This window comes from Nostoc sp. CmiVER01, assembly GCF_034531135.2.
GTDB lineage: Bacteria > Cyanobacteriota > Cyanobacteriia > Cyanobacteriales > Nostocaceae > Nostoc.
The window spans coordinates 190,394-215,424 of the sequence record NZ_JAVRBU020000009.1 but is presented as its reverse complement, the minus strand read 5'-3'; the positions used below and the strand labels follow the sequence as shown (position 1 = coordinate 215,424).

Sequence of the window (25,031 nt, the reverse complement as noted above, 5' to 3'; positions counted from 1 at the left end):
GATAATAATACCAATTCTTAATTCTTAATTGTAATTCGTAATATCTTTGATGTGGTTACTTCACGATAAAAATCATGAGCAAATATAAAATTTTAAAACCTGAGCAAAGTTACACTTTTAGTCAATACTTTTTGTTACCTAACCCAACAATAGATATAGTAGCTGAGTTTGACTATAGCTATGATCGTACAAAGCTAGAATTACCAAGATACTTTGCTGATATTAGCTATTTAGAATTTTTACAAAATTACTTACAGCGCAATATCAAGCTTTTTAACCCAACGGCTGAGATATCAATCAGAGAATTTATGATTGCTCCTATCCTTACTGAAATTTGCGATCAGACAAAAGCTCAACTATATAGTGAGTATCCAATTAATATAGATGAAAAGCTCAAAGGTACTTTGGATTATTATTTACATAAATCTAACTCCTTATTAGTGATTGAAGCAAAACAATCAGATATCAGAAGAGGGTTTACACAGCTAGCAGTAGAATTAATAGCTCTGGATCAGTCTCTAGAAGATCAATCATCAATTTTATTTGGTGCAGTTACTAATGGAGATGACTGGAAATTTGGTACACTCAATAGACAACAAAAGCTAATTACAGAAGATATTAAACTTTATCGTGTTCCTGAAGGTTTAGAAGATTTGGTACGAGTATTAGTAGGCATCCTTTTATGTGAGGCTTGACGAAAGTTGAAAAACTTTCACGCTCCAGAGTATGGTGATTCGCTACTTAACAATGTAGAGTAAGGAAAAAGTAACATTACGAAACAATACTTTTGCTTATGTCATTGCAAATCAAAATCGACTACCCAGAGACATTTCCAGATGCCTTACAACAGACACGGGAACAATTTGAACAAGAAGCTAAATGGGCGATGGCAGTAAAACTGTTTGAAATGAAACGTCTATCTTCTGGAATGGCAGCCGCACTAGTAGATACAGACCGAGTTTCTTTTTTGCTTAATTTGCATCATTATAGAGTGGCTATGATTGATTTAACAGAAGATGAACTTCTTGCTGATCTAGAGAATGCCTAACACTGAGATAATCGTCATTAATACTGCTCCAATAATTAGTCTAGTAGCGGCTCTTGGTGATTTAGACGTATTGCAGCTATACACTCAAGTACTAGTTCCTTTTGAAGTTTGTCAAGAATTACTTGCTGGAGGTGCAAGCGGGTTTGCAGTCGCAGAGTTTGAGGCAGCAACCTGGTTACAAAAATGGCAAACTCCACTCAATATTTCACCTCTTTTGCTCAACTCTTTGGATTTAGGCGAAGCATCTGTAATCCAATTAGCTTTAAATGAAAGTATTCAAACTGTATGCATTAATGAGACTGTTGGTAGGCGGATTGCTAGATTGAGTGGTCTTACGCTCACAGGTTCTATTGGCATTTTATTGCGTGCTAAACAAGAAGGATATCCTGTGTTAATGCAGCAAGCTATTGAGCGCATGAGAAACAGAGGAATTCGACTCAGTGAAACAGTTATTGCTGTTGCTCTCCGGCAAGCAGGGGAGACAGGCTAATTCTATTTTATTTCGGTAATTTTAAGCAATAATGCTGACTACTATAGCGGTTCTTTTTTCGACGTAACACCCAGTGGTGAAATTGCTATACCTCTACGAATGGTACACTGGTTTGCCCAACTGCCCATGCAACTAAAAACACAACAGCGATGACTCATCACATTTTAAAAGCTACCAAAGAAACGGTGCATCTGGGTGGTTTCTCCCATATACTACAACCAGCGCTCACTATTGATTCTGGTGATACGGTTGATGTAGAAACTTACACTGGTTACTACGTTTATGACAAAGCACCACCTGAATTTGTCACACCAGAATTTCTCGACATCTGCCAAAATCTTTTACCAGAACGCAAAATTGCTGGGGGACCGCATTTACTCACAGGGCCGATTTATGTGCGCGATGCCGAACCAGGGGATGTTTTAGAAGTACAATTAGATGCGATCGCACCTAGTTTACCTGTTGGCTTCAATGCCATTCGTACAGGTTGGGGAGCTTTACCACATCAGTTTCCTCAATCTGCTTTGAGATTCATTCCTCTAGATTTAGCAAACAATATCGCGGAATTTCCGGCGGGTACTGGCATAAAAATTCCCCTCAAACCGTTTTTTGGAATTCTTGGTGTCGCTACTCCAGAAACTTCTCGAACTTCTGTTCCACCCGGTTCTTACGGCGGTAATATCGACAACCGAGAATTACAAGCTGGTTCTCGTTTATTTTTGCCGATTTTTGTAGCAGGTGCATTATTTTCTATTGGTGATGGGCATTCCGCACAGGGAGATGGTGAAGTAAATGTCACCGCCATTGAAACTTCCATGAACGGGAGAATTACTCTTAAACTTCGTAAGGATTTACAACTGACAACACCAATTGCTGAAACTCCAACTCATATCATCACAATGGGGTTTGCTGAAACTTTAGATGAAGCTTTAGAATTAGCTTTAAAAAACATGATTGATTTTCTGGAACGCTTCATAAATTTATCGCCAGAAGATGCTTATGTCTTGTGCAGTTTAGCTGTGAATTTTCATATCACTCAAGTTGTAAACAGTCCCCAAAAAGGTGTGCATGGAATGCTACCAAAATCAATATTCTCCGATAATGCGATCGCTACGCCCACCGCAGGCATAGTTACGATTGATTGAGAATTGGCAAAAAAGTCACAAAAAAACGCCGAAACTAAGAATATCTGACAAAAATAAGGTTCAGGGCTATGTCTACAATTGTGTCTTGCCTGGACGTTACACAAATTTTCTGGGACGTAGATGATTTCTGTAAATAATGGGAAAATCTTTGGCAGCAAGTACTACAATTGCCATCGATAACAGGAGAACGGCATAGCACAAGATAGCTAAACTTTATATTTGCTAATCCCTCTTAACTTTTATTGCTAGTTAAAATTTTAGAGCATTCTTTGTTATTTCTTGAGCGGAATATCATTAATTACACCAATGCAGTCAGAGTTTAAATGATTGATAGTAGAGAGGCATGAAAAAATCTAAAAGGATAAACGTAGTATGTTTAGCACTCAAGTCACTATTCTCGATTATAAAGTTAGCGAAGAACTTTACAACGGTTCTCGAACTCTAGTTTATCGGGGATATCGAGAAACTGACTCCTTGCCAGTAGTGATTAAACTGTTGAAAAATCCTTATCCTAGCTTTAGCGAACTCGTACAATTTCGTAATCAGTACACCATTACCAAAAATCTTAACTATCCCGGAATTATCCAAACTTACAGCTTGGAACCCTATCAAAACGGCTATGTGTTGGTAATGGAAGACTTTGGGGGAATATCCCTTTCTGAGTGGAGGGGGAGAGAGGGGAAGATAGGGGGAGAACCACAAAATCTAATTAAGTTTTTACAAATTGCAATATCTCTGTGCGACACCTTAAATCATCTATATCATCATGATATTATTCATAAAGATATTAAACTCGCAAATATTCTAATTCATCCCGAAACAAGACAAGTAAAATTAATCGACTTTAGTATTGCTTCTCTTCTTCCGAGAGAAACTCAAACAATAATTAATCCTAATTTATTAGAAGGAACTCTAGCTTATTTATCTCCCGAACAGACTGGGCGGATGAACCGAGGGGTAGATTATCGCAGTGATTTCTATTCTTTGGGTGTAAGTTTTTACGAATTGCTGACTGGAGAATTACCTTTTCAATCAGATGATCCAATGGAGTTGGTGCATTGTCATATTGCGAAAATGCCGCTCATCTTAGGTAACAGAGAAGATATTCCCCAGGTATTCTCTGATATCGTCATGAAATTAATGGCAAAAAATGCTGAGAATAGATATCAGAGTGCTTTAGGATTAAAGTATGATTTAGAAGAATGTTTATATCAAATCCAAAAAACCGGAACAATTACATATTTTGAAATTGCCAAAAGAGATATTTGTGACAGATTTATTATTCCAGAAAAATTATATGGTCGAGAAACGGAAGTTGAGAAACTACTAAAAGCCTTTGAGAGAGTATCCGCAGGAAACAGCGAAATGATCTTAGTTGCAGGGTTTTCCGGTATTGGTAAAACTGCGGTAGTTAATGAAGTTCATAAACCTATTGTCAAACAACGCGGTTATTTTATTAAGGGCAAATTTGACCAATTTAACCGAAATATTCCCTTTTCGGCGTTTGTACAGGCTTTTCGCGATTTAATAGGGCAATTACTTACTGAAAGCGATCAACAAATCAAACAATGGCAAAATAAAATTACTGGAGCATTAGGTGATAACGCCCAGGTAATTATTGAAGTGATTCCGGAGTTAGAACTAGTTATTGGCAAACAATCTCTTGTGCCAGAAGTATCAGGCATTGCAGCACAAAATCGATTTAATTTACTATTGCAAAAATTTATTGAATTATTTACTGATAAAGAACATCCACTAGTGATATTTTTAGATGATTTACAATGGATTGATTCTGCCTCATTGAAACTATTGCAATCTTTAATGAGTGAGGTAAATTATGCTTATTTACTAGTGATTGGTGCCTATCGAGATAATGAAGTTTCTGCAACCCATCCTTTAATGTTGACATTGGATGACATCAAAAAAAATGGCGCTGAAATTAATACTATTGCTCTCAAACCACTGAATGAATCCAAATTAAATCAGTTAGTGGCTGACAGTTTAGATTGTACAGAAAATCTAGCTTTGCCACTGTCAAAATTAATTTATCAAAAAACTCAAGGTAATCCATTTTTTGCTAGACAATTTATCAAAGCATTACATCAAGATGCATTAATTTATTTTAGTTATGACGGTGGTTATTGGGAATGTGACATAGCAGAAATTAGTCAGCGATCGCTCGTCAATGATGTAGTTGAATTCATAGCATTACAATTACAAAGGTTGCCAAAATCAACTCAAGATGTTTTGAAATTAGCTGCGTGCATAGGTAATCAGTTTGATTTAGAAACCTTAGCAATTGTTTCTCAACAATCAAAAATAGAAACAGCAGCCTGTTTATGGAGTGCCTTACAGGATGGTTTAATTTTACCCCAAAGTGAGATTTATAAATTTTTTGTTGGGTCAGAAAATCAAGATTTTCCTCAACATAATTCTGAAATTATTGTATATAAATTTCTGCACGATCGCATTCAACAAGCAGCCTATTCTTTGATTCCTGAAAGCCAAAAGCAAGCAACTCACTACTACATCGGCAAACTACTGCTAGGAAATCTATCAACCGCAGAACTAGAGGACAGAATCTTTGATGTAGTTAATCAAATCAACATTGGGAAATCTCTAGTTCCAGGTGAAAGCGAAAAAAAACAGCTTGCGGAACTTAATTTAAGTGCGGGTCAAAAAGCGAAAGCTTCCACAGCCTATGAAGCAGCAAAGACTTATTTACAAGTTGGGATAAACTTGCTGACAAAAGATGCTAAAACTGCTGGGTATCGTCTGGCGTTTGATCTCCATTTCAATTTAGCAGAAGCCGCATTGATGAGTGGAGATTTTCAGTTATTAGAGGAAACTGTATTAATCTTACTCGAATTTGCCAACTCAAATATCGATAGAGCCAAAATTTATGTTTTGAAAGTTACTCAGTATTCTTTGCAAGGGCAGTTTTCCGAATCAATCCAGGCGGGTTTGGAAGGTTTACAATGTCTTGGTATCACTGTTGATCGATATAGCTTGAAACAATTAGCTCAAGAAGAGTTTGCTGTTGTTCAAGAACGCTTGAAAAATCGCCCGATCGCCACATTACTGAATTTGCCTGCTGCAATTAATGCAGAAGTTCGAGCCGCGATCGAATTATTGATTATTCTGCAACCACCAGCGTATATTGTCTCTGATTTCGATCTATACAGTTTCGCTACCTTCAGAGCAGTTCGTTTATCGATTGAGCAGGGTAATACTGCTGAATCCATCAAAGCTTATGCCACCTACGGTTTTCTAATTGGACTGATGCACAGTCAGTACCAGCAAGGACTTGAATTCGCTGACCTTTCTCTACAACTGAGCTATAAGCTCAATAGTAAATTTCAGCAATCAGGGGCCTGCTTTATGTTAGGTTGCTGTATTCAGGTGTGGGCGAAGCCGATACAGGGGGCAGCTGAGATTAATTATGAAGGGTTTCTTGCGGGACTGGAGTCTGGAGAAATCCCTCATGCCGGATACAACCTCTACAGTAATATTTGTAATCGACTGTTTCAAGGTGAAAATCTAGCAGATATTGCGATCGACATTGATAAATATTGGCTAATTGGAGAGAAACTAAAGCACGATTTTTTGCTGAGTATCCTTTCAGCTTGCCGTTTCTTTGTCAATCAACTCTCGCAATCTCCAGATGAGCAAGAACAAATCGCAACAGCAGAGCAGGCTTGGGTTGAGCGTTCTGAAGCATTACAGTCTCACACAGCACTTGGTACGTATTACATTTTACAAATGCATCGAGCTTGCCTAATTCAGGGGTTCAAGCCAGACATTCACTATGTTACGGAGGCAGGTAAATTTCTAAATGGTTGTGCAGGATTTACCACCTCTGCTGGTTACTATTACTACAGCTCTATCATTTTATGCAACCGCTATTCAAGTTTGACAGAAGCAGAGCATAGCGATGTCTTGCAGCAGATCGAAACCAATCAAGCCCAACTTAAAATCTGGTCAGAAAGCTGTTCAGAAAACTTCTTGCATAAGTATTTGCTGGTCGAAGCAGAACGATCGCGAATTGCTGAAAAATACCTGGAAGCCATGAAACTTTACGATTGCGCCATTGCCGAAGCTAAAGCCAACGGTTATCTGCAAGAAGAAGCGATCGCCAACGAACTCACTGCCAAATTTTACCTGGAACTGGATAAAGAAAAAGCAGCCCAAGGATATATGCAAGAAGCATACTACTGCTATGCTCGGTGGGGAGCAAAAGCTAAAATCGATGACTTAGAAAAATGCTATCCTAAATTACTCCAACCCATCCTATATCAACAAAAACTCAACCTTAATACCCTAGAAACCATTACTACTATTGCCCATAGTTCGATATCTTTATCCAGTCAAACTTCTATTATTAGTAGGGCTAATATTTCCAATACCTTAGACTTTATGTCTATTTTGAAAGCGGCTCAAGCTATTTCTAGTAGTATTGAATTCGATGAAATTATTGCTAGCCTGACAAAAATTATTCTAGAAAACTCTGGAGCAAAAAAATTTGCCTTAATTCTTTCTGAAAATGGAAACTTAAAAGTCAAGGCAATTACCTTTATTAATCACCAAGACAAATTTTCAACTCCAATTAAAACTATTCTTAAATCACAATCACTAGATAGTTGTGAAGATATTCCTAAAAAAATTATCAATTATGTCAAAAATACTCAAAAGACAGTTGTTATAGATAATTGCCAAACAGATGTAGCTGGGTTACTTGGAGAATATCTACTCGAACTTCAACCCCAGAGTGTACTTTGTATGCCGATTATTAATCAAGGACATTTAGTGGGTATTCTCTATTTAGAAAATAAATTAGTAGCAGGGGTATTTACTAGGGATCGTATCAAAGTTATTCAAATGTTATCTGTGCAAGCTGCCATCTCTCTAGAAAATGCTCGTCTTTATCAAGAATCTCAAGAAAAAGCTCAACAGATCCAACAAACCCTCCAGCAGCAAAAAACCTTATTTAATGTTGTGAATCAGATTCGAGAATCTTTAGATTTAGGTGCTATTTTTCGTGCAGTAACTCAAAATATTCGTTCAATCCTTAATGTCTCGCGCGTCGGAATTTATCAATTTCATCTTGGGGTAAATTACGAATATGGTGAATTGATTGCCGAAGATGTCCTACCCCAATTCCCTTCTGGTTTAGCTATAAAAATTCAAGATAATTGTTTTGGAGAGAACTATGCAACCCTGTACAAACAGGGACGATTTTGTGCAATATCAGATATTGAAACCGCAGAAGTTTTAGATTGTCATCGGGCAATTTTGCAACAGTTTAATGTTAGAGCATCATTGGTTGTACCAATTATGCAAGATGATGAACTGTGGGGCTTACTCTGCATTCACCAATGCGATCGCCCGCGTCAATGGCAACCTTCCGAGATTGAATTTGCCCAACAAATTGCTGCACAAATGGGAGTTGCACTCCAACAAACCGATCTACTGCTGGAAACTCGCCAACAAGCAACCCAATTAAAAGAAACACTCCAAAATCTTAAAGAAACTCAACTTCAACTAGTACAAAATGAAAAAATGTCTGCGTTGGGAAATCTTGTTGCGGGGGTAGCTCATGAAATGAATAATCCTCTTGGTTTTATTTCTGCTAGTCTTGAACAAAGCAAACCTGTATTTGCAGATATCCTTAAACATCTGAAACTATACCAAGAAAGTCTGCCAAATCCAAATGAGGAAATTATCGAACATGCCGAAGAAATTGACTTAGAATATAGCTTAGAAGATTTGCCCAAGATGATTGATTCGATGACAATAGCGTGTGACAGGCTGAAAAATATCAGTACCAGTCTCCGCACTTTCTCCCGTGCCGATCAAGACTACAAAGTACCTTTTAATATCCATCAAGGCATTGATAGTACCATTCTTATTCTCAAACATCGTCTGAAGACAAATGAACAACGTCCCGCCATTGAAGTTATCACAAACTACGGTAATTTACCTCAAGTAGAATGTTTTCCTGGTCAATTAAATCAGGTATTTATGAACATACTAGCGAATGCTATTGATGCCTTGGATGAATCAAATACAGACCGGAGTTTTGGGGAAATTAAAGCCAATCCTAATCAGATTATCATTACCACCACATTATTACAAAACAAACAGGTTGAGGTGAAGATTGCTGATAATGGTCAAGGCATGAGTGAATCAGTTAAACAAAAAGTATTTGACCACTTGTTTACTACGAAAGGTGTTGGTAAAGGAACAGGATTAGGATTAGCGATCGCTCAGTCTATTATTGTAGAAAAACATTGTGGAACTTTGGATGTGAATTCTACCCCGAACGTTGGAACAGAATTTGTGATTACCTTACCGATTCTGGCTCAGGCTCAAAGTTAGGGAACTCCAAAAAATAATTAATTAAGCTTCAGCAATATTTTTGTTAAGCCCTCGCCTAACTTTTCAATAGATTCTTGCTGTTTAGGATCTACTAACGTGCCATCAGGATTAAAGGCTTCGTAAGCTTTGGATACTGCTATTTGATCGGGAAGTACTAAAACTTTGATGTTTCCCAAAATAGAGCGCAAGTGAACCAAACCCCGCAAACCACCAAGAGCGCCTGGGGAAGCACTCATAATAGTAGCAACTTTACCTGCAAAAGCAGCCAACGGCGCTTCATTTGGGGCTGGACGGGATGCCCAGTCAATGGCATTCTTCAAAACTGCTGTAAGTGAACTGTTATATTCTGGCGAAGCAATCAGCAATCCTTGATGAGAAATCAGCAAGTCCTTGAGAGTGCGGGCGTTGGCTGGTAGTCCTTCTTGAGCTTCCAAATCTTCATCAAATAGAGGTAGAGGCAAATCGCGGAGGTCTATATAAGTCACTTCTGCACCTGCTGCTTGAGCGCCAGCCGCCGCGATTTTTACTAATTTTTTGTTGTAAGACTCAATCCGGGTGCTGCCTGCAAAGGCGAGGATTTTCGGTGTAGATGCCATAATTCTAGGTTGAATGGGAAGGATTAACCTGTTCAGATGCATTATCCTGTTTTCAAGCGATCGCTATTTACTACCTTTAGATTTTCTTTACAAATTTTTTCTAAGTTACAAAATTACATAATTACACTAATTATAGTGAAGACTAAAAACCCTGCCTTCGGAGTCGAAATATGAACGCTCACAAGATAGAAGTCGTTTTAACTGAAGATGGAACTTTGACGTTACGGGGTTTACCCTTTCACGCCGGGGATGCTGTAGAAGTGATTATTCTGGAAACTAAAACTCCACAGCACCAGGCACTACTAAAACCTCAATCAGATACAAATCCTTATTTTTTGAACAATACACAGCCATACCGTTATGACGACCCCACAGAACCCGTAGCCTTAGAAGACTGGGAAGTTTTGCAATGATTGTACTTGATACTCATATTTGGGTTTGGTGGGTTCAGAACGATTTACGACTGACTAAACAACAGCGACAATGGTTACAAGATTACGAGTCTGACAGTTTAGGAATCAGTATTCTTTCTTGTTGGGAAGTAGCTAAATTGGTAGAGAAAAAGAGACTAATTTTACCTTTAGCTATTGATAAATGGCTAGAAGCTGCTTTGAGTTATCCAGGAGTACAACTATTAGATTTGTCTGTGCCAATAGTAATTGACTCAACTCAATTAAGCGGCTTCCATAGCAACCCCTTTGACCAACTTATTGTTGCTACAGCTAGATTTTATGATTGTCCTTTGTTAACTTCAGATGGCAAAATTCTTAACTATCCTGGCGTGAAAACACTGAAGTAGATTTAGATCGCTATTTGCTACCTTTAGATTTTCTTTACAAATTTTCTCGTTATGGCGAATTGGTCAGATTCTTATCTCGGTAAGTTACGACAAATTGTAGGTGATCGCCTACTTCTATTATTTGGAGTACGCGTGATTATCGAGGATAATTTGGGGCGCGTTTTGTTGCAAAAGCGAAGTGATTTTAAACTTTGGGGGCTACCTGGTGGATGTCCAGAAGTAGGTGACTCTGCCGAAGAATGTTCAGCACGAGAAGTTTTTGAAGAAACTGGTTTAACAGTTAAGCGTTTTGAAGCTGTGGGGTTTTCTTCCAATCCAGCCTTTGAAACTGTAACTTATCCCAACGGCGATCGCGTCCAAAATTTCATTCTAATTTTGCGAGCCGTTGAATGGTCAGGCAGTCTTGCTTGCCTAGATGGAGAATCGCTAGCACTGGAATTTTTTGATTTGGCAGACTTACCTACGCTAATGCCAAACGATCGCCCTGTTTTAGAAAAGTTTCAAGAATACAAGAAAAGCGGCAAATTCCTGATGTTCTAAAGCATTTTTTCTAAGAATTGCTTGGCGCGATCGCACTGAGGATTTTGGAAAAACTCGTTAGGGGTAGCATCTTCTGCTAAAATTCCCTGATCGAGGAACATAATCCGATTGGCAACTTCTCTTGCAAAGCCCATTTCATGAGTAACGATCGCCATTGTCATTCCAGAAAGTGCTAAAGCTTTCATCACTTCCAGCACATCCTTAACCATTTCTGGATCTAATGCAGAGGTGGGTTCATCAAACAAAATCATCTCTGGTTCCATTGCTAATGCCCGAGCGATCGCTACTCGCTGTTTTTGTCCCCCCGATAGTTTGGATGGATAGACAGACGCTTTTGGCTCTAAACCTACCTTCTTCAGCAATTCTAAGCCATGTTCTTGTGCTTTTTGTTTGTTAATTCCTTTCACCTTGATGGGCGCGTAGGTGACATTTTGCAGCACATTCATGTGGGGAAACAAATTAAAATGTTGAAATACCATTACCAAACGCTGGCGCACCTTAGCAATGTTTGCTTTGGGCTTGGTGATTTCTTGATCGTGAAAGTAGATTCTGCCTCTGGTAGGTTGTTCTAGCAAGTTTATGCATCGCAGAAAGGTAGACTTACCTGAACCAGAAGGGCCTAGTATAGCAACCACTTCCCCCTGATAAAACTCAGTAGAAATATCTTTGAGTACGTCAAGTTTACCAAAGGATTTACATAAGAATTCTGTGCGAATTACTACATTATTCACTTTCCCGTAACCTCCTTTCTAAAGCGGATGCACCCAAGGTCATACCCATTACTAAAACATAGTAGATTAACCCTGCAAATAGCAGTGGTTCAAAATAAATATACTTATTTGCACCAACGATTTGGGCGCTGCGTAATATTTCCACCACTCCAATGGTTGACACCAGCGCAGAATCTTTGAGCAATCCGATAGTTTCATTTACCAATGCGGGGAGGATATTCTTCAATGCTTGCGGTAAAATCACATCCCACATCATCAACCAATAGGGAACACCCATAGACATCGCCGCTTCACTTTGCCCTTTATCCACCGCCTGAATTCCACCCCTGATGGTTTCTGACATATAAGCGCCAGAATTCAAAGTAAAAGTTAGTACACCAGCCTGCAATGCTGAAATGTCATAGCCTGTAAGCTGGGGTGTTGCATAGTAAACCAATGCTAACTGTAATAACAAGGGTGTGCCTCGAAAAACAGAGGTGTAGGCATTAGCAACCCAGGTAAGTGGCTTGATGCCGATAATTTTTAATAGAGACAATATTGTTCCCCAAATTAACCCTAAGGATACAGATAATAGGGTAAACAACAAAGTTAAAGGAATTCCCCGAAGAATAAAAGGAATGTCTGGAAAAATTCTGGTAAAGTCGAGATTCAATCCGCCTTTTGCAGGAGTTGAAGATTCTGAATTAGCGGTAATATTCTGTGAAAACCATTTGGCGACAAGTTTATTCAACGTGCCATCGTCCTTCATTTGTTGAAGAACTTTGTTAAACGGTTCGACAAAAGAAGAACCTTTAGGAAAAGCGATCGCCGATCCACTTGCCTGCTCTGAAGGAATAGTATTAAATTCTAAATCTGGGTTAGCTTGGGCAAATCCCTTAGCAACAGTATCCTCAATAATTGCTGCATCAATTCGTCCAGATTTGATTTCCTGAACTACTTCCGGCACTCTGTTGAGTTGCTTTAGCTGAATACCCGCAAATTTTTTAGCAATTTTCTGGGCATTCTGTTCTTGGATGGTTCCTAGTTGTACGCCAACCTTTTTTCCTAATAAGTCTTGGGGCTGCTTTAGGTTGCTACCTTTAGGAGCGACAATGGTATCTTTGGCTTCGTAATAAATAATTGAAAAGTCAATATTTTTCTGGCGTTCTGGAGTCGGAGTCATCCCAGCCATTACAAAGTCAGCCCGATTTGCTTGGAGTGCAGGAATTAACCCATTAAAATCAGATTCCATTATTTGGAGTTTAAACCCTAGTTTTTCAGCAAGGGTTTTAGCAATATCTATATCAAAGCCAACGATTTGGCGATCGCCTCCTTTCGTATCATAAAACTCATAAGGAGGATAATCTGGGGAAGTAATCATCGTTAGGGTGTCTTTCCCTAAAGATGAGACAGCTTTTAGAGAATTACTATGTCCGATAATGCTGATTACTACTGCTACAACTAGTATAGTTGATAGCCATACTTTTTTTTTCTTCATAAACTTGATATTTTTTTAGAGACAGCCTCTCAGAAAGAAGGGTCATATCAGCAGCTAGCAAAAGATTTTAGTGTATTTAAAAGTTTTTGTGCAGAAGCTTTTAAATTTGCACTTATTTTTTAAACCACTTTATCTCTTAGGAGAAAATCTAGAAGACGGCGAACATAAGCACCCCACGATTCAGCACCATGTGGAAAAACTGATGCATAAAGCATAATACTGCTTATTGTGTCGAAGAATAAATCAGAATCGGCATCGGCTTGAAATTCACCTCGCTCCTTCGCATGTTTTAGCACGATCGCAAAAGCTTCCCGTCGAGGCTGTAGATATTTTTTCCAATACATCTGAGCGAACTGAGGATTGGTTAATGCAGTGCTAACAATCATGGCAACAGTCTGTTTTCCTAAAGGGTTGAGTGTAAGTTGTGCAGCACTCTCAATCAAAGAATCGATGTCACCCCAGAAACTCCCTGTATCAGGTATCACAACTTCTTGTCTAAGACTTTCAATTGCATCTGCAATCAACTCTTCTTTGGAACTATATCGTCGATAAATCGTAGTTTTGCCTACTCCAGCACGGGCAGCGATCGCATCAACATTCATTTGAGTAAAACCAACCTCTATCAGTAAATCAATTGTCGCTTGGAGAATTGCCTGATGAGACTCAACACTGCGAGGTCTTCCAGGGCGCTTTTTAGCAGGTTCACTCATTTAGCAAGAATTTTATATTAATTTTTATCTCTGACACACAAGCTATAAATGTGATTGACATTTGCATTTGATATTATCGATACTACTAGTATCGATAATATTATTTATAAAGCTATGTCTTTGCGAACTCGACCCCAATATACCAACAAAAATAGCACTCAAACTTTACGTCAAGGGCTGAAGGAATACTACACGGTCAATTTCGATCTTACTCATCCCAGTACTCAACCAGAGGATTTTGCCAAAATCTTGTTTGCTCATGATGCTAGTCACGTCATTTATGGCTGTGACACAGATATGTACGATGAACTTAAGATTTTGCCTCTGACATTTTGGACAAGTAACTTCAAATTTAGAGATTGGTTGCGTGAGCGCCAAAATCCATCTGTAAATGTAATGTACGAAGACTTGATCAAACGTCATGGTGTGATTTGGTTGTACACTTCCATCTTTTTTGAATTACTGCGACTAATGCCAGAGCTGATTTCAATGTGGCGAAAAACTCGGAATCATCAAATTTTCGTCCCATTTCTTAACTTTGAATCAATGTTAGACCGTTCACTGTTAGAAATTCGTCAAGAGTTTAACCTTTTACCTTTTATTAAATAGACTTTTTTGTTTTGTTGCCTCCAACAACTTGACGCTGGCATAAATAGCATCAATATAAGGTGTGGGAATTTGAGTAAGTTTTCCCAATTCTGCCACCGCGCCAACGATCGCGTCTATCTCCGTAGCGCGTCCGGCTTCAATATCTTGTAGCATCGAAGTTTTATGAGCGCCAACATTTTCTGCTCCATTAATTCGTTGTTCTAAAGTGATGCCAAACTTGATACCCAAATTTTCTGCGATCGCTTGAGTTTCAGTCATCATAAGCCGCGCTAGTTCACGGGTGAGGGGATAGCGGCAAATATCCTCTAGAGTAGCACCAGTTAAGGCACTGATTGGATTAAATGCCACATTTCCCCACAACTTGATCCAAATTTCCGTGCGAATTTGATTACGGATTGGTGTTTTGAATCCTGCTTGTTTTAAAGTCTGTGCCAATAATTGAATGCGTTCTGTTTTAGTGCCGTCGATTTCACCAAGAGTAAAGCGATCGCCTTCAATATGTTTAATCACACCTGGTTCAATTATCTCAGTTGCCGGGTAAACAACACAACCGATAGCACGGTCAGCACCGATATTAGCTTCAATAATCCCATCTGGATCAACAGATTGAATCCGCGTACCTTCATACTCACCGCCATACTTGCGAAAGTACCACCAAGGAACCCCATTTTGGGCTGTTACCACCATCGTATGAGAATTGTAGAGTGCAGGGATAAAAGGTGCGATCGCAGGTACACTGTGAGCCTTAATAGTTAAAATTACTACATCTTGTGGCCCCGCTTCTTGAATATCACTAGTTGCCAAAGCTGGAGTAGCAATTTGGTCAGAACCGTCTGCTATAAGCAACTTCAGCCCATTTCTTTTAATTGCCTCCAAATGAGAACCACGAGCGATTAGCGTTACCTCTTCACCTGCTAGTGCCAATTTCGCCCCTAAATATCCACCAATCGCACCCGCGCCAACAATACAAATTTTCATTTTGTCAAATCACTCATTATTTCTTACTCAGCACTTTTGAAGCTTTGCATCGCTTTTTGTAAGTCTTGATGAACAGATTTGGAGGCAGCTATTATCAATCCAGGCATAGTATAGTTTTCACAAGTATGCAGTGGTGGTAAAGTCGAACCATCCAAAGTAGTTACAATCCAGCCAGCCTCTTTCGCAATAAAAGCGAGTCCAGCACTATCAAGAAATTTACCTGATTTGATGACTGCTCCACTTAAATCGCCACTGAGAATACCATTGAGACTAGGAATTTCAATATCACTAGAGTAATCAGTCGCTATATCGATGACTTTATATCGATCTTTTAGTAAATCTGCGATCGCATTCATTCCCCATCCCAACAAAATAGCAGGTTTGGCGGATGTTATGTGTAACGGCGCACAGGCTTCTAAACTCATCTCCAGCGTCCCCTTAAAAGCACCTTCACCTTTGAGAGCGTAAAAATAAACATTTTGGGCAGGGGAAATAGCAATTACTGCTTCAAAGTCATCCGAATTTAGAATACCAAGAATAATTTGGTAATTAGAATGTCCATCCATATAAAACTTCGTGCCATCGATTGGGTCGAGTGTGACTAAATAATCACCTTCTGAACCGAGATCGTTAGCGCGAAAATACTTAGTATTGTTAGAACTTTCATATTCTTCACCATAAAAGCGAATATCTGGGAAAGTTCCTAGTAGTACTACTTCAACCAGATTTTGAATAGCCACATCTGCATCAGTAAGTGCAGCACTAAAAAAGTTGTTTCCTTGTTCTTTGGCAGGAAGTGCAGCAATTTTTGGTTGCAGAAAATGGGCATAGGCTGCTGCTACTTTCAGATGGGGAAGTAAAGTCTCCAAAATCAGTCGAGTAGTAGGTGTTGTGGACATTGCAGCAAACTCCTTTTAGAAATCATCTACCGTTGGCTGGGCGATAGAATTCTATATCTAGACAAAATTACGGTATCATTTTGATGCAATGATACCACCGTTGCTATATTACTCTAATATGTGTGTCTGGTTAAGCTGCATAATCATTAAAGGTTTAGTTTTCACATTGAAAGACTTTGGCTGTTGTTGATTTCGGGTTAGCGATCGCCTAAAAAAGCCTAACCCTTCAGCAATACATAACCAAAAGTACTTATACCTACATTGAACGGTGAGTAATGTGAAGAATATGCAAAGATGTGCTTTTAAGTAAAGACATTTAAATAAATCCAGTAGTATGTAGGTAGTATATAGTTAGTACAAAGTGATTTAGATGTTCTCTATTTTCAGGCTAGATAGTCACGGGCAATAGCTCACAACGAGGGTATAAAATTATTTTTGTTTATCAAGAGTGAACTCTTTTCTATTTTCACAGTAGTAGGAATTACCCATTGAAAAAAAACAAATTGTAAAGTGTGAGTTGTAGACATTCATCTTGATTCTTCGAGCTTTTTTCAGCTTTCATGATTGATTAAATATTAGTGAAAAAAGTTTGAAACTATGTGTTTGACTAAATGCACGCGCTCATGAGTTTGTATAGCGATTAAAACTCTTCTTGTCCTTTGATAGTTAGATAAGTGCGATTAAAAAGCCTTTTGACCAGGTGAATCTTTGATGAATATTACTGTTCTTCACTCTTGAGATATAAAATATGCCGAAAACGTCAAAGTGAGACGAATTTTTGTGCCCAAAAACAGTACTAAACTCAAGGTTGAGAACTGAAGTTACTGAAAAAATCAACTTAGGTAGGTAAAAGTTATGGCGAATATAATTGGAACCAATAAGAACGATACCCTAGTAGGTAGTTCTAACGCGGACACAATTAGGGGTCTTGCAGGCAACGATATCATTATAGCTAATGAGGGCAATGATACCATTATAGGTAACGAGGGCAACGACACCCTGACTGGTGGGGGCGGTAAGGATAAATTTATTTACAAGAGCTACTTCAATGGCACTAATATCATCACCGATTTCGGTGGCGTCGGTAAAGGAACAAACCCGACAGCAGCAGTCATTGCCGAAGTGGATACCTTAAAATTTCAAAACAATGACTCGTTCACTGCCCGAAATCTTTTGCTGACCCAGAACGGCAGCAATCTGGAAATCAGCTTTGAAAAAATTAATAGTAAACTCATCCTACAAAACTTCAAATTAGAAAACTTGCAGAACCTGAAAGCAACTGGTGCAAGACCAGCTGTTGGCAATATCCTGTTTAATGGGGAAACTAGCATCACCGACAGTTTTCATATCTTTGATGCCAACTCCACAGATACTAGCCTGAGCATCAAAAATACTGTTACCTTCCTTAATGACCTCGATAACAACATTACGGGTTTAGATGATTCAGATGACGTAATTAATGGTCAGGGCGGTAATGACAAAATCGATGGCTTAAGTGGCAATGACATCCTCAGAGGTGGTACAGGGAATGATACTCTCATTGGTGGTGTGGGCAATGACACGCTCATTGGTGATGCTGGGGATAACTCCCTCGTTGGCGGTACTGGGGATGATAATTTGAATGTTAACAATTCACAAGGCAATAACCTACTCTCTGGTGGCGATGGAAATGATAATCTACTTGCCTCTGGTTACTACTTCGTTATGCGAGGCTCAATTATACCTGGCCTTGACAGTCCAATCATAGGCAATAACACCCTCAACGGTGGCGCTGGTGATGATAACTTAAGTGCTGACTCTTCAACAGGCAATAACACCCTCAACGGTGGCGCTGGTGATGATAGCTTAAGTGCTGACTATTCAATAGGTAATAATCTCCTCTCTGGTGGCGCTGGCAATGACTCTTTAAAGATAGGCATCTCAATAACAGACCCATATACTGACCCCTCTTCTTTAGTGACTCAAACAGTAGATGGAGGTATTGGTGATGATTCGTTGTCTGGCAATTACTATAATGCTACCGCAGGAATCACTTCAACATTCAATACTACTACTAACATTGGATCAATTACCACGCCTACGAATCTAGTTAGTTACAAGAATATCGAACAATTAAATATTACAGGTACACAATACGATGACTTGATTGTGGGCAGCAATGGCAACGATACGCTCTCCACAGGCAATGGTGGCAATGATACGATAGATGGGGGTAAGGGTGACGATTTGTTGTTTGGCCTCGATTACACCTATGCTACCGCAATCACTTCGACATTCAATGCTATTACTAACACTGGCTTAATTACGGTCGGTACTAATCGACTTAGTTACAAGAATATCGAACGATTAGATATCTCAGGTACAGAATACGATGACTTGATTGTGGGGAGTAATGGCAACGATACCTTGAACGGCGGCAGCTATGGTGGCAATGATACGATAGATGGGGGTAAGGGTGACGATTTGGTGTCCGTCCATTACTACAATCCAACTCAAGGAATTACTTCGACATTTAATGCCACTACTAACACTGGCTTAATTACGGACAGTACTAATCGAGTTAGTTACAAGAATATCGAACAATTAGATATCTCAGATACAGAATACGATGACAACATTGTGGGGAGCAATGGCAACGATACGCTCTCCACAGGTAGTGGCAATGATACGATAGATGGGGGTAAGGGTGACGATTTGTTGTCTGTCAATGACGGCTCCGCAACTCAAGGAATCACAACGAGTTTCAATGCCATTACTAACACTGGCTTAATTACGGACGGTACGAATCGAATTAGTTACAAGAATATCGAACGATTAAATATCTCAGGTACACAATACGATGACTTGATTGTGGGGAGCAATGGCAACGATACCTTGAACGGCGTCAATAGTGGCAATGATACGATAGATGGAGGTAAGGGTGACGATTTGTTGTTACTCTATTACAGTAGTACCAAAGGAATCACAACGACATTCAATGCCACTAGTAACATTGGATCAATTACGAGCAGCACGAATCGAGTTAGTTACAAGAATATCGAACGATTAGATATCTCAGGTACAAACTACGATGACTTGATTGTGGGGAACAATGGCAACGATACCTTGTCGGGCGAGGGTGGTAATGATACGATTATTGGCGGTGCAGGTAACGATACCTTGATTGCTAGTAGTTATTCAGGTAATAGCATCCTTTACGGTGGCGAAGGTAATGATAGCCTCAGCTTCAATAATTATACGTTCATCTTCGAGACAGCATCTAGTACTACTACTAGTATCTTTGGTTTCAATAGTTACAACGAAGGCATTGATAGTATTGATGGCTTCAACACGACTAATCAACTGATTCAGGTATCGGCTGTTGGTTTTGGTGGGGGGTTATCATCAGGTTCACTCAAAGCAAATCAGTTTACCATCGGAACATCTGCAACCACTAACACTCAGCGATTTATCTATAACAGCGCTACAGGTGGACTGTTCTTTGATCAAGATGGCAGTGCTTGTGGGTTTACTCAGGTAAAATTTGCACAATTATCTACTGGATTGTCATTAACCGAAAACAATTTTGTGGTTGTTTAATCGGAATTAGCGCTCTTTTATCAGCAAGCGATACGGTTTGCGAGGTAATATTTTTAGTATCTCGCATTCGACTACTCAATGCAAATCATTTTAGTGAGCGATCGCAATTCTTGTACAGATCAAGTTTGACGGAACAACTAAGCTGTTCCCCAAATAAACTTGCATAAGCTAGGCGGGCTTTTCGACCCACCCCACAAGAGTTATATTTATAGGACTTACGCAAAATATCTCTCAAACTATGATTTCTCCGTGTACTCTGCGCCTAATAAGGTTCGTTATTCCGTAACTCTTGCGTAAGTCCTAATTTAATTAAACCTACCTACTTATTTTTTGGATCTTCCTTAGCGATTAACAGTACTCATATCAGGATAGCGATCGCCTGCGGTAATCCCCTTTGGTGCTATTGCTTCAATTCGACTGAGGTCATCTGTAGTTAGAACTATCTCAGTTGCTGCAATGTTTTCTTCTAAATAAGTGCGCCGCTTTGTACCAGGAATGGGCACAATATCTTCACCTTGAGCCAGTAGCCATGCCAAAGCAAGTTGGCTAGGTGTGACTTGCTTTTCATCAGCAATTTCCTTGACTTTTTCAACTAATTGCAGGTTTTTATAGAAATTATCGCCCTGAAACCGGGGATTATTTCTCCGGTAATCATCTGCTGCAAGGTCTTCAGGACGGGTGATGGCTCCTGATAAAAACCCACGACCAAGAGGACTGTAAGGAACAAAACCAATTCCTAGTTCTCGTATAGTAGGTAAAATTTCATCTTCTGGATCGCGGCTCCATAAAGAATACTCTGTTTGTAGCGCGGTAATTGGATGAACTGCCGCAGCTCGTCTAATTGTTGCCGGGGCAGCTTCCGACAGCCCTAAATAGCGCACTTTACCAGCCTGTACCAATTGAGCCATTGCCCCTACGGTATCTTCAATTGGCACGTTTGGATCAACTCGATGTTGATAGTATAGGTCAATAACTTCTACTCCCAAACGTTTAAGTGAAGCATCACAAGCTGTTTGGACATATTCAGGAGTGCCATTAACTCCTTTCCAACCACCTTCTTCGGTACGAACATTGCCAAATTTGGTTGCTAATACTACTTGCTCTCGACGATCTTTAATTGCTCTACCGACTAATTGCTCATTAGTGAAGGGCCCATACATATCAGCAGTATCGAGAAAATTCACTCCAAGATCCAGAGCATGATGGATAGTCGCGATCGCTTCAGATTCATCACGACCACTGTAAAACTCAGACATTCCCATACAACCAAGTCCCAGTTGAGAAACTTCCAGTCCTTGTTTGCCTAACTTTCTAGTTTTCATTGAAAATTTACCAGCTATTAAGTCTTATGTGAACATCAGTATTAAAATAAACAAGGATATGTTACCTAAATTACAGGAATTTGTCTTAGCTCTTTAGTGGTATTTTGAGCATTTTCACTACTGTTGGTTTTCTTAATAATTTCATTTGTATCTAAAAATGCAGTATTTGTTCACAGAGCTTTAAATCATTGGATAGAAATAATTGCGTAAAGACTACTTCTTTTTTAGTAGGCAGAAATTAGGCTCTTAAGATTGAATCGAATTAAGTAAATTGAGGAAAACAAAAATCCTGTCCCAATTCCTCTTCTCTCTTGCTTCTTTTTCAACTCTATCCATCAAATCTATGAATATAAATTATCAAAATCTACCTATTTTTACACTAGTCATCATTGCTGTATTGTTGACTTCACTGTTATTGGATCGGTGGTGGCGCGAACGCATCTATAACTTGAACGTAAAACTGTACTGATTACAGGTGGCTCACGGAGGCTAGTGCTAGTTATGGCACGCCAGTTGATTCAAGCAGGAGCGCGTTTGGCGATTTGTGCCCGCGATCCACAAGAATTGGAGCGATCGCGTCTTGAACTAGAACAACGAGGTGGAGAGGTTCTGGCTATACCTTGTGATGCGACTGACAAAACTCAGGTCGAGCAGATGATACAACAGGTACGCGATCGCTTTGGAGCGATCGACATCTTAATCAACAATGCTGGTACTGATTTTGTCGGCCCAATGGATGTAATGACTCTGGAGTACATCAAATTGATAAAGAATAATGCTCCTGATGGACAACACCACTGGTTTCCTATTGATTGGGTAAGGGCAGTAGACGAACGAGCCGTTTATCTAAAAAAGACGGTGGATGAAGTGATACAAGAATTGCTCAATGAGCAGCCTGTTGGCGTTTAAAATTGTTAGTTGTTGAGTGGATAGCGCTGCACATCTTTTACCAAGGCAGCGCTTGCCTATCCAGCATCCACAATCAGTATCTTCTGTCCCTTATTCCACCAGCGAAACCCAAATGGCTAATAAAGAGCTAGAAACGCTCAAAAGACTAGCTTTTAAACAATCTGAGCGCAGTTCAGAACAGCCCTTGTCACCATTAGACTCCAACACTAGCTTACCCAAAGAAAAGCCTAAGCGAAATATGAACTGGTGGTTTCTAAAAATAGCATCGATCACAGGATTATTGTATTTACTCTTTATCGTAGTTACTCCTACCCCGCCTCCTCAAGAAAACCGTAGAATTGGAAATACGGAAGTTATTATATTTAGTTTGATCTTGCTGTTTAACTCAGGTTTGCTAGACAACATAGATGATATCTCAATTTCAGGTACGGGAATTGCGCTAAGGAGACTCAAGCAAGAAGTTAGGGATGACATTAATAAGTTGCAAGATGAGCAAATCGCCGAACTGAATACACAACAAAAACGGATTGACTTGCTTCAGGAGCAACAATCAGCAACATTGCAATTTTTAGTTAGATATCTGATTGATGGCAATGAACTTAAGCATCTAATTAAGCTTAATTCTCAAGAAGAATTTAACTTTAAGTTTGACGATGATTTAGCAATGGAACTCAAGCATCTTCGAGCAATGGGATTTATTAATAATTTTGTGGGTAAAGGAATTGAAAAAGTTCAACAAGATGGAGAAGGCGATTTAAAAAATTATTTTCACATTACGGAAGAAGGTAAATCGTATTTAGCTTTGAGAAAAACCTTAGGCATTAACGAAATTCCTGGACTGGGTGAAGACGGACGATGGCATCGAGACATTAGGGATTCAGCAAAAATATTGAACTAGAGAAATTTTAAAAAATAGCAAATTAAATATAACGCTTCATAACGCTTCTCGTTTATGTAAGGATACGTCAGTGCCATGTTTCTACACCCGGCGATATAATCATGGGAACCGTTATATCTGCCTTAAAATGGCGTTGTTCTATAAATGTGGAAAAATGGGTAAGAAGAAGTAATTGAACAGTAGCGCTTCATTATTACCAATTACAAGAACCAACTAAGCTAGCCACTATCTCAACTAGTTCTTCAGGATCAATGGGTTTAGATACATGAGTGTTAAAGCCACCTTCCAAGGCACGGATACGATCCTCACTATCAGCAAAGGCTGTTAAAGCAATAGCCGGAACTCGTCCACCATTCATTGGTTTGAGCGCACGAATTTGGCGGATGAGAGTGTAGCCATCCTCCCCAGGCAATCCGATATCAGAAATTAAAACATCGGGTTGCAATTCAGATAAAACTTGGCGTGCCGCATCTGCTGATATCACTGCTATAACTTTTGCTCCATCCATTTCCAACACAGTAGTGATGAAGAAGCGAGTATCATCATCATCCTCAACTACCAGAATATCTAAACCAGCAAGAGTTCCAGAAGGTTCCATAAATGTTATTTTATTATAACTTTCTGTGACTTTTACCTGCTAATGATAAAATCAGCGCTTGAGAAACCCTCAAAATGACATTTTTCAGATGCGGTGAAAAGTCAGAAGTATATAATCAACGGTAAAAAGAGGCAAGGGAGCAGGCGGCGAGGGGCAGAGGGAAAAACTGAATATGATTGAGTTACGTAAAAGATTTATTAAGTATATAAATTAAAGCTTTTCCTTGTAAAGCAGTCTCTATCTATGGATTAATTGCCAAAGAAAAAATTGAGATAAAATTCGTTTTATAGTTGTCGATCAAACTATTAGTGATGATTTGAATATAGTAGTTCCCATTCAGATGTTGTACAAGATTATATCATGAGGTGTAGGGTGTATCTCACGTAAACGAGAAACGCTATAAATAAATGCGATCGCAGTGCTTGTGATCTATAAGTCCATAAACACATGGCTTTCGATATTCTTGAGAGGTGCGATGGTTTGGCGATTAACTACGGTGTTGGGCAAGAGGGCGCGATCGCTCTCTAACTCCAAAACGCAAATAATGCTTCATCCTCGAAGAAATCTGCAAGTCCTATGTAGTTTTTATGTCATTTCTAGCCAGTTGTAGAGCGGGAACTGAACTCTTTTGAGTACTGTATCACTAATGTAGAGGCGTTCAACAGCACTTATACAACAACTGGCATAGAGCGGGAGAAGTGATGCAGGGTTAAAGGTGTGTTTCAAACCACAACTTTTTCACTGTCTAACGCTGTTGATATCTCTATTGAAGCTCCAACAGCACAACATCAGTTGCCAATTTGCCGAAATTTGTGACCTTTATAGACAATGGAGCCAGGAGCGCAGGGTGAAAAGGGGAAACTTTCTCCTTAGCAAAACGCAACCTGCCCCAATTCCTCTTTTCCTTCCCCCTGGAAAAACTATCTCTTGCTGACAAGTCTTGTCTAGCATCAAGCTCATTGAAACTTTTATTTCCTTTCTTGGTTAGGTTTCGTTTTCTTTAAGGTTTTTTACTCTTCGTTTTCAGTTGGAAGAGAGCGAATTAATTCCCGAATTACATCGGTTGCTGGTCTGCCAGTGTTTGAGCAATATTTTTCTAACTTCTCAGCCTCACCTGATGTAAGGTTTATTGTAAGTCGTTTAACAGCCCATTTCTTATTCATAATATTAGACAAGTTCGATTTCTCAACTACTTCTCTAATATCAATCACTTAATCTGTTACTACATGGGTATTATCAAGGAATTTTAATTCAAGAAATGATGAAGCAAACGAATATGTTTTTCCAAATAATAGTCAAGATGTAAAGTCTATTTTAGAATATAA

General features: G+C 39.2%; 21 protein-coding genes. 12 read left to right on the top strand and 9 right to left on the bottom strand.

What is annotated here, in order from left to right; all coding sequences use genetic code 11:
* The first annotated feature begins 74 nt into the window (after nt 1-74).
* From RMZ43_RS17215 to RMZ43_RS17195, 5 genes are all read left to right on the top strand, one after another.
* On the top strand, nt 75-695 hold the full coding sequence (locus RMZ43_RS17215; protein WP_322656069.1) for a hypothetical protein: 621 nt from the start codon (nt 75-77) through the stop codon (nt 693-695).
* Between the two features lie 98 nt (nt 696-793).
* Complete coding sequence (locus RMZ43_RS17210; RefSeq protein WP_322647257.1) at nt 794-1,048, top strand: UPF0175 family protein; 255 nt, start codon at nt 794-796, stop codon at nt 1,046-1,048.
* The gene (locus RMZ43_RS17205) at nt 1,041-1,538 is read left to right on the top strand and encodes a DUF3368 domain-containing protein (protein ID WP_322656068.1); all 498 of its coding nucleotides are present in this window, start codon (nt 1,041-1,043) and stop codon (nt 1,536-1,538) included. Before RMZ43_RS17210 ends, RMZ43_RS17205 begins: the two co-directional genes overlap by 8 nt.
* A gap of 149 nt (nt 1,539-1,687) precedes the next feature.
* Complete coding sequence (locus tag RMZ43_RS17200; RefSeq protein ID WP_322647255.1) at nt 1,688-2,683, top strand: acetamidase/formamidase family protein; 996 nt, start codon at nt 1,688-1,690, stop codon at nt 2,681-2,683.
* 372 nt (nt 2,684-3,055) lie between these two features.
* Entirely contained in the window at nt 3,056-9,061 is a 6,006-nt protein-coding gene (locus RMZ43_RS17195; RefSeq protein ID WP_322656067.1) for a trifunctional serine/threonine-protein kinase/ATP-binding protein/sensor histidine kinase, read from the top strand.
* Nucleotides 9,062-9,078: 17 nt separating this feature from the next.
* Here RMZ43_RS17195 and RMZ43_RS17190 read toward each other — a convergent pair whose 3' ends face one another.
* Nucleotides 9,079-9,657, bottom strand: a complete 579-nt coding sequence (locus RMZ43_RS17190) for an NADPH-dependent FMN reductase (RefSeq protein WP_322656066.1) — start codon at nt 9,655-9,657, stop codon at nt 9,079-9,081.
* A 170-nt stretch (nt 9,658-9,827) separates the two neighbouring features.
* Between RMZ43_RS17190 and RMZ43_RS17185 the strand changes: the two genes are divergently transcribed.
* Genes RMZ43_RS17185 through RMZ43_RS17175 form a run of 3 tightly spaced genes read left to right on the top strand, consistent with a single transcriptional unit; the run spans nt 9,828 to nt 10,996 of the window.
* Nucleotides 9,828-10,070: a hypothetical protein gene (locus RMZ43_RS17185; RefSeq protein ID WP_322656065.1), complete on the top strand. Its 243-nt coding sequence runs from the start codon at nt 9,828-9,830 to the stop codon at nt 10,068-10,070.
* Nucleotides 10,067-10,456, top strand: a complete 390-nt coding sequence (locus RMZ43_RS17180) for a type II toxin-antitoxin system VapC family toxin (protein WP_322656064.1) — start codon at nt 10,067-10,069, stop codon at nt 10,454-10,456. Before RMZ43_RS17185 ends, RMZ43_RS17180 begins: the two co-directional genes overlap by 4 nt.
* 51 nt (nt 10,457-10,507) lie before the next feature.
* Nucleotides 10,508-10,996: an NUDIX hydrolase gene (locus tag RMZ43_RS17175; RefSeq protein ID WP_322656063.1), complete on the top strand. Its 489-nt coding sequence runs from the start codon at nt 10,508-10,510 to the stop codon at nt 10,994-10,996.
* Here the strand turns inward: RMZ43_RS17175 and RMZ43_RS17170 are convergent.
* The 3 genes from RMZ43_RS17170 to RMZ43_RS17160 all read right to left on the bottom strand — a co-directional run bounded on the left by RMZ43_RS17170 (nt 10,993) and on the right by RMZ43_RS17160 (nt 13,914).
* Nucleotides 10,993-11,727, bottom strand: a complete 735-nt coding sequence (locus RMZ43_RS17170) for an amino acid ABC transporter ATP-binding protein (protein ID WP_322656062.1) — start codon at nt 11,725-11,727, stop codon at nt 10,993-10,995. The two genes, RMZ43_RS17175 and RMZ43_RS17170, sit on opposite strands and share 4 nt — an antisense overlap.
* Nucleotides 11,720-13,204, bottom strand: coding sequence for an ABC transporter permease subunit (locus RMZ43_RS17165; RefSeq protein WP_322656061.1), 1,485 nt, complete (start codon nt 13,202-13,204; stop codon nt 11,720-11,722). Before RMZ43_RS17165 ends, RMZ43_RS17170 begins: the two co-directional genes overlap by 8 nt.
* Nucleotides 13,205-13,323: 119 nt before the next feature.
* Complete coding sequence (locus RMZ43_RS17160) at nt 13,324-13,914, bottom strand: TetR/AcrR family transcriptional regulator (RefSeq protein WP_322647247.1); 591 nt, start codon at nt 13,912-13,914, stop codon at nt 13,324-13,326.
* 54 nt (nt 13,915-13,968) lie between these two features.
* Between RMZ43_RS17160 and RMZ43_RS17155 the strand changes: the two genes are divergently transcribed.
* Nucleotides 13,969-14,523, top strand: a complete 555-nt coding sequence (locus RMZ43_RS17155) for a hypothetical protein (protein ID WP_322647246.1) — start codon at nt 13,969-13,971, stop codon at nt 14,521-14,523.
* Here RMZ43_RS17155 and RMZ43_RS17150 read toward each other — a convergent pair.
* Together RMZ43_RS17150 and RMZ43_RS17145 are read right to left on the bottom strand one after the other, a co-directional pair.
* Nucleotides 14,506-15,501 (bottom strand): 2-dehydropantoate 2-reductase, encoded by a 996-nt coding sequence (locus RMZ43_RS17150; protein WP_322656060.1) that lies wholly within the window; start codon nt 15,499-15,501, stop codon nt 14,506-14,508. The two genes, RMZ43_RS17155 and RMZ43_RS17150, sit on opposite strands and share 18 nt — an antisense overlap.
* Nucleotides 15,502-15,524: 23 nt before the next feature.
* Entirely contained in the window at nt 15,525-16,400 is an 876-nt protein-coding gene (locus RMZ43_RS17145; protein ID WP_322656059.1) for an inositol monophosphatase family protein, read from the bottom strand.
* Between the two features lie 855 nt (nt 16,401-17,255).
* Here RMZ43_RS17145 and RMZ43_RS17140 point away from each other — a divergent pair.
* Nucleotides 17,256-19,979 (top strand): beta strand repeat-containing protein, encoded by a 2,724-nt coding sequence (locus tag RMZ43_RS17140; protein WP_322656058.1) that lies wholly within the window; start codon nt 17,256-17,258, stop codon nt 19,977-19,979.
* Nucleotides 19,980-20,320: 341 nt separating this feature from the next.
* On the opposite strand, the gene RMZ43_RS17135 is transcribed toward RMZ43_RS17140, so the two are convergent.
* Entirely contained in the window at nt 20,321-21,301 is a 981-nt protein-coding gene (locus RMZ43_RS17135) for an aldo/keto reductase (protein ID WP_322656057.1), read from the bottom strand.
* Nucleotides 21,302-21,802: 501 nt separating this feature from the next.
* Between RMZ43_RS17135 and RMZ43_RS17130 the strand changes: the two genes are divergently transcribed.
* Nucleotides 21,803-22,210: an SDR family NAD(P)-dependent oxidoreductase gene (locus RMZ43_RS17130; RefSeq protein ID WP_322656056.1), complete on the top strand. Its 408-nt coding sequence runs from the start codon at nt 21,803-21,805 to the stop codon at nt 22,208-22,210.
* A 112-nt stretch (nt 22,211-22,322) separates the two neighbouring features.
* Nucleotides 22,323-23,108, top strand: a complete 786-nt coding sequence (locus tag RMZ43_RS17125) for a hypothetical protein (RefSeq protein WP_322656055.1) — start codon at nt 22,323-22,325, stop codon at nt 23,106-23,108.
* A gap of 193 nt (nt 23,109-23,301) precedes the next feature.
* Here RMZ43_RS17125 and RMZ43_RS17120 read toward each other — a convergent pair whose 3' ends face one another.
* Both RMZ43_RS17120 and RMZ43_RS17115 read right to left on the bottom strand, forming a co-directional pair.
* Nucleotides 23,302-23,706, bottom strand: a complete 405-nt coding sequence (locus RMZ43_RS17120; RefSeq protein ID WP_322656054.1) for a response regulator — start codon at nt 23,704-23,706, stop codon at nt 23,302-23,304.
* Between the two features lie 1,010 nt (nt 23,707-24,716).
* The gene (locus RMZ43_RS17115) at nt 24,717-24,869 is read right to left on the bottom strand and encodes a CopG family transcriptional regulator (RefSeq protein ID WP_322647238.1); all 153 of its coding nucleotides are present in this window, start codon (nt 24,867-24,869) and stop codon (nt 24,717-24,719) included.
* Nucleotides 24,870-25,031 lie beyond the last annotated feature (162 nt).

Excerpts from the sequence above, each read along its gene's own strand:
- RMZ43_RS17215 (WP_322656069.1), top strand. The coding sequence starts at position 75 with ATGAGCAAATATAAAATTTTAAAACCTGAGCAAAGTTACACTTTTAGT.
- RMZ43_RS17210 (WP_322647257.1), top strand. The coding sequence starts at position 794 with ATGTCATTGCAAATCAAAATCGACTACCCAGAGACATTTCCAGATGCC.
- RMZ43_RS17205 (WP_322656068.1), top strand. The coding sequence starts at position 1,041 with ATGCCTAACACTGAGATAATCGTCATTAATACTGCTCCAATAATTAGT.
- RMZ43_RS17200 (WP_322647255.1), top strand. The coding sequence starts at position 1,688 with ATGACTCATCACATTTTAAAAGCTACCAAAGAAACGGTGCATCTGGGT.
- RMZ43_RS17195 (WP_322656067.1), top strand. The coding sequence starts at position 3,056 with ATGTTTAGCACTCAAGTCACTATTCTCGATTATAAAGTTAGCGAAGAA.
- RMZ43_RS17190 (WP_322656066.1), bottom strand. The coding sequence starts at position 9,657 with ATGGCATCTACACCGAAAATCCTCGCCTTTGCAGGCAGCACCCGGATT.
- RMZ43_RS17185 (WP_322656065.1), top strand. The coding sequence starts at position 9,828 with ATGAACGCTCACAAGATAGAAGTCGTTTTAACTGAAGATGGAACTTTG.
- RMZ43_RS17180 (WP_322656064.1), top strand. The coding sequence starts at position 10,067 with ATGATTGTACTTGATACTCATATTTGGGTTTGGTGGGTTCAGAACGAT.
- RMZ43_RS17175 (WP_322656063.1), top strand. The coding sequence starts at position 10,508 with ATGGCGAATTGGTCAGATTCTTATCTCGGTAAGTTACGACAAATTGTA.
- RMZ43_RS17165 (WP_322656061.1), bottom strand. The coding sequence starts at position 13,204 with ATGAAGAAAAAAAAAGTATGGCTATCAACTATACTAGTTGTAGCAGTA.
- RMZ43_RS17160 (WP_322647247.1), bottom strand. The coding sequence starts at position 13,914 with ATGAGTGAACCTGCTAAAAAGCGCCCTGGAAGACCTCGCAGTGTTGAG.
- RMZ43_RS17150 (WP_322656060.1), bottom strand. The coding sequence starts at position 15,501 with ATGAAAATTTGTATTGTTGGCGCGGGTGCGATTGGTGGATATTTAGGG.
- RMZ43_RS17145 (WP_322656059.1), bottom strand. The coding sequence starts at position 16,400 with ATGTCCACAACACCTACTACTCGACTGATTTTGGAGACTTTACTTCCC.
- RMZ43_RS17140 (WP_322656058.1), top strand. The coding sequence starts at position 17,256 with ATGGCGAATATAATTGGAACCAATAAGAACGATACCCTAGTAGGTAGT.
- RMZ43_RS17135 (WP_322656057.1), bottom strand. The coding sequence starts at position 21,301 with ATGAAAACTAGAAAGTTAGGCAAACAAGGACTGGAAGTTTCTCAACTG.
- RMZ43_RS17130 (WP_322656056.1), top strand. The coding sequence starts at position 21,803 with ATGGCACGCCAGTTGATTCAAGCAGGAGCGCGTTTGGCGATTTGTGCC.
- RMZ43_RS17125 (WP_322656055.1), top strand. The coding sequence starts at position 22,323 with ATGGCTAATAAAGAGCTAGAAACGCTCAAAAGACTAGCTTTTAAACAA.
- RMZ43_RS17120 (WP_322656054.1), bottom strand. The coding sequence starts at position 23,706 with ATGGAACCTTCTGGAACTCTTGCTGGTTTAGATATTCTGGTAGTTGAG.
- RMZ43_RS17115 (WP_322647238.1), bottom strand. The coding sequence starts at position 24,869 with ATGAATAAGAAATGGGCTGTTAAACGACTTACAATAAACCTTACATCA.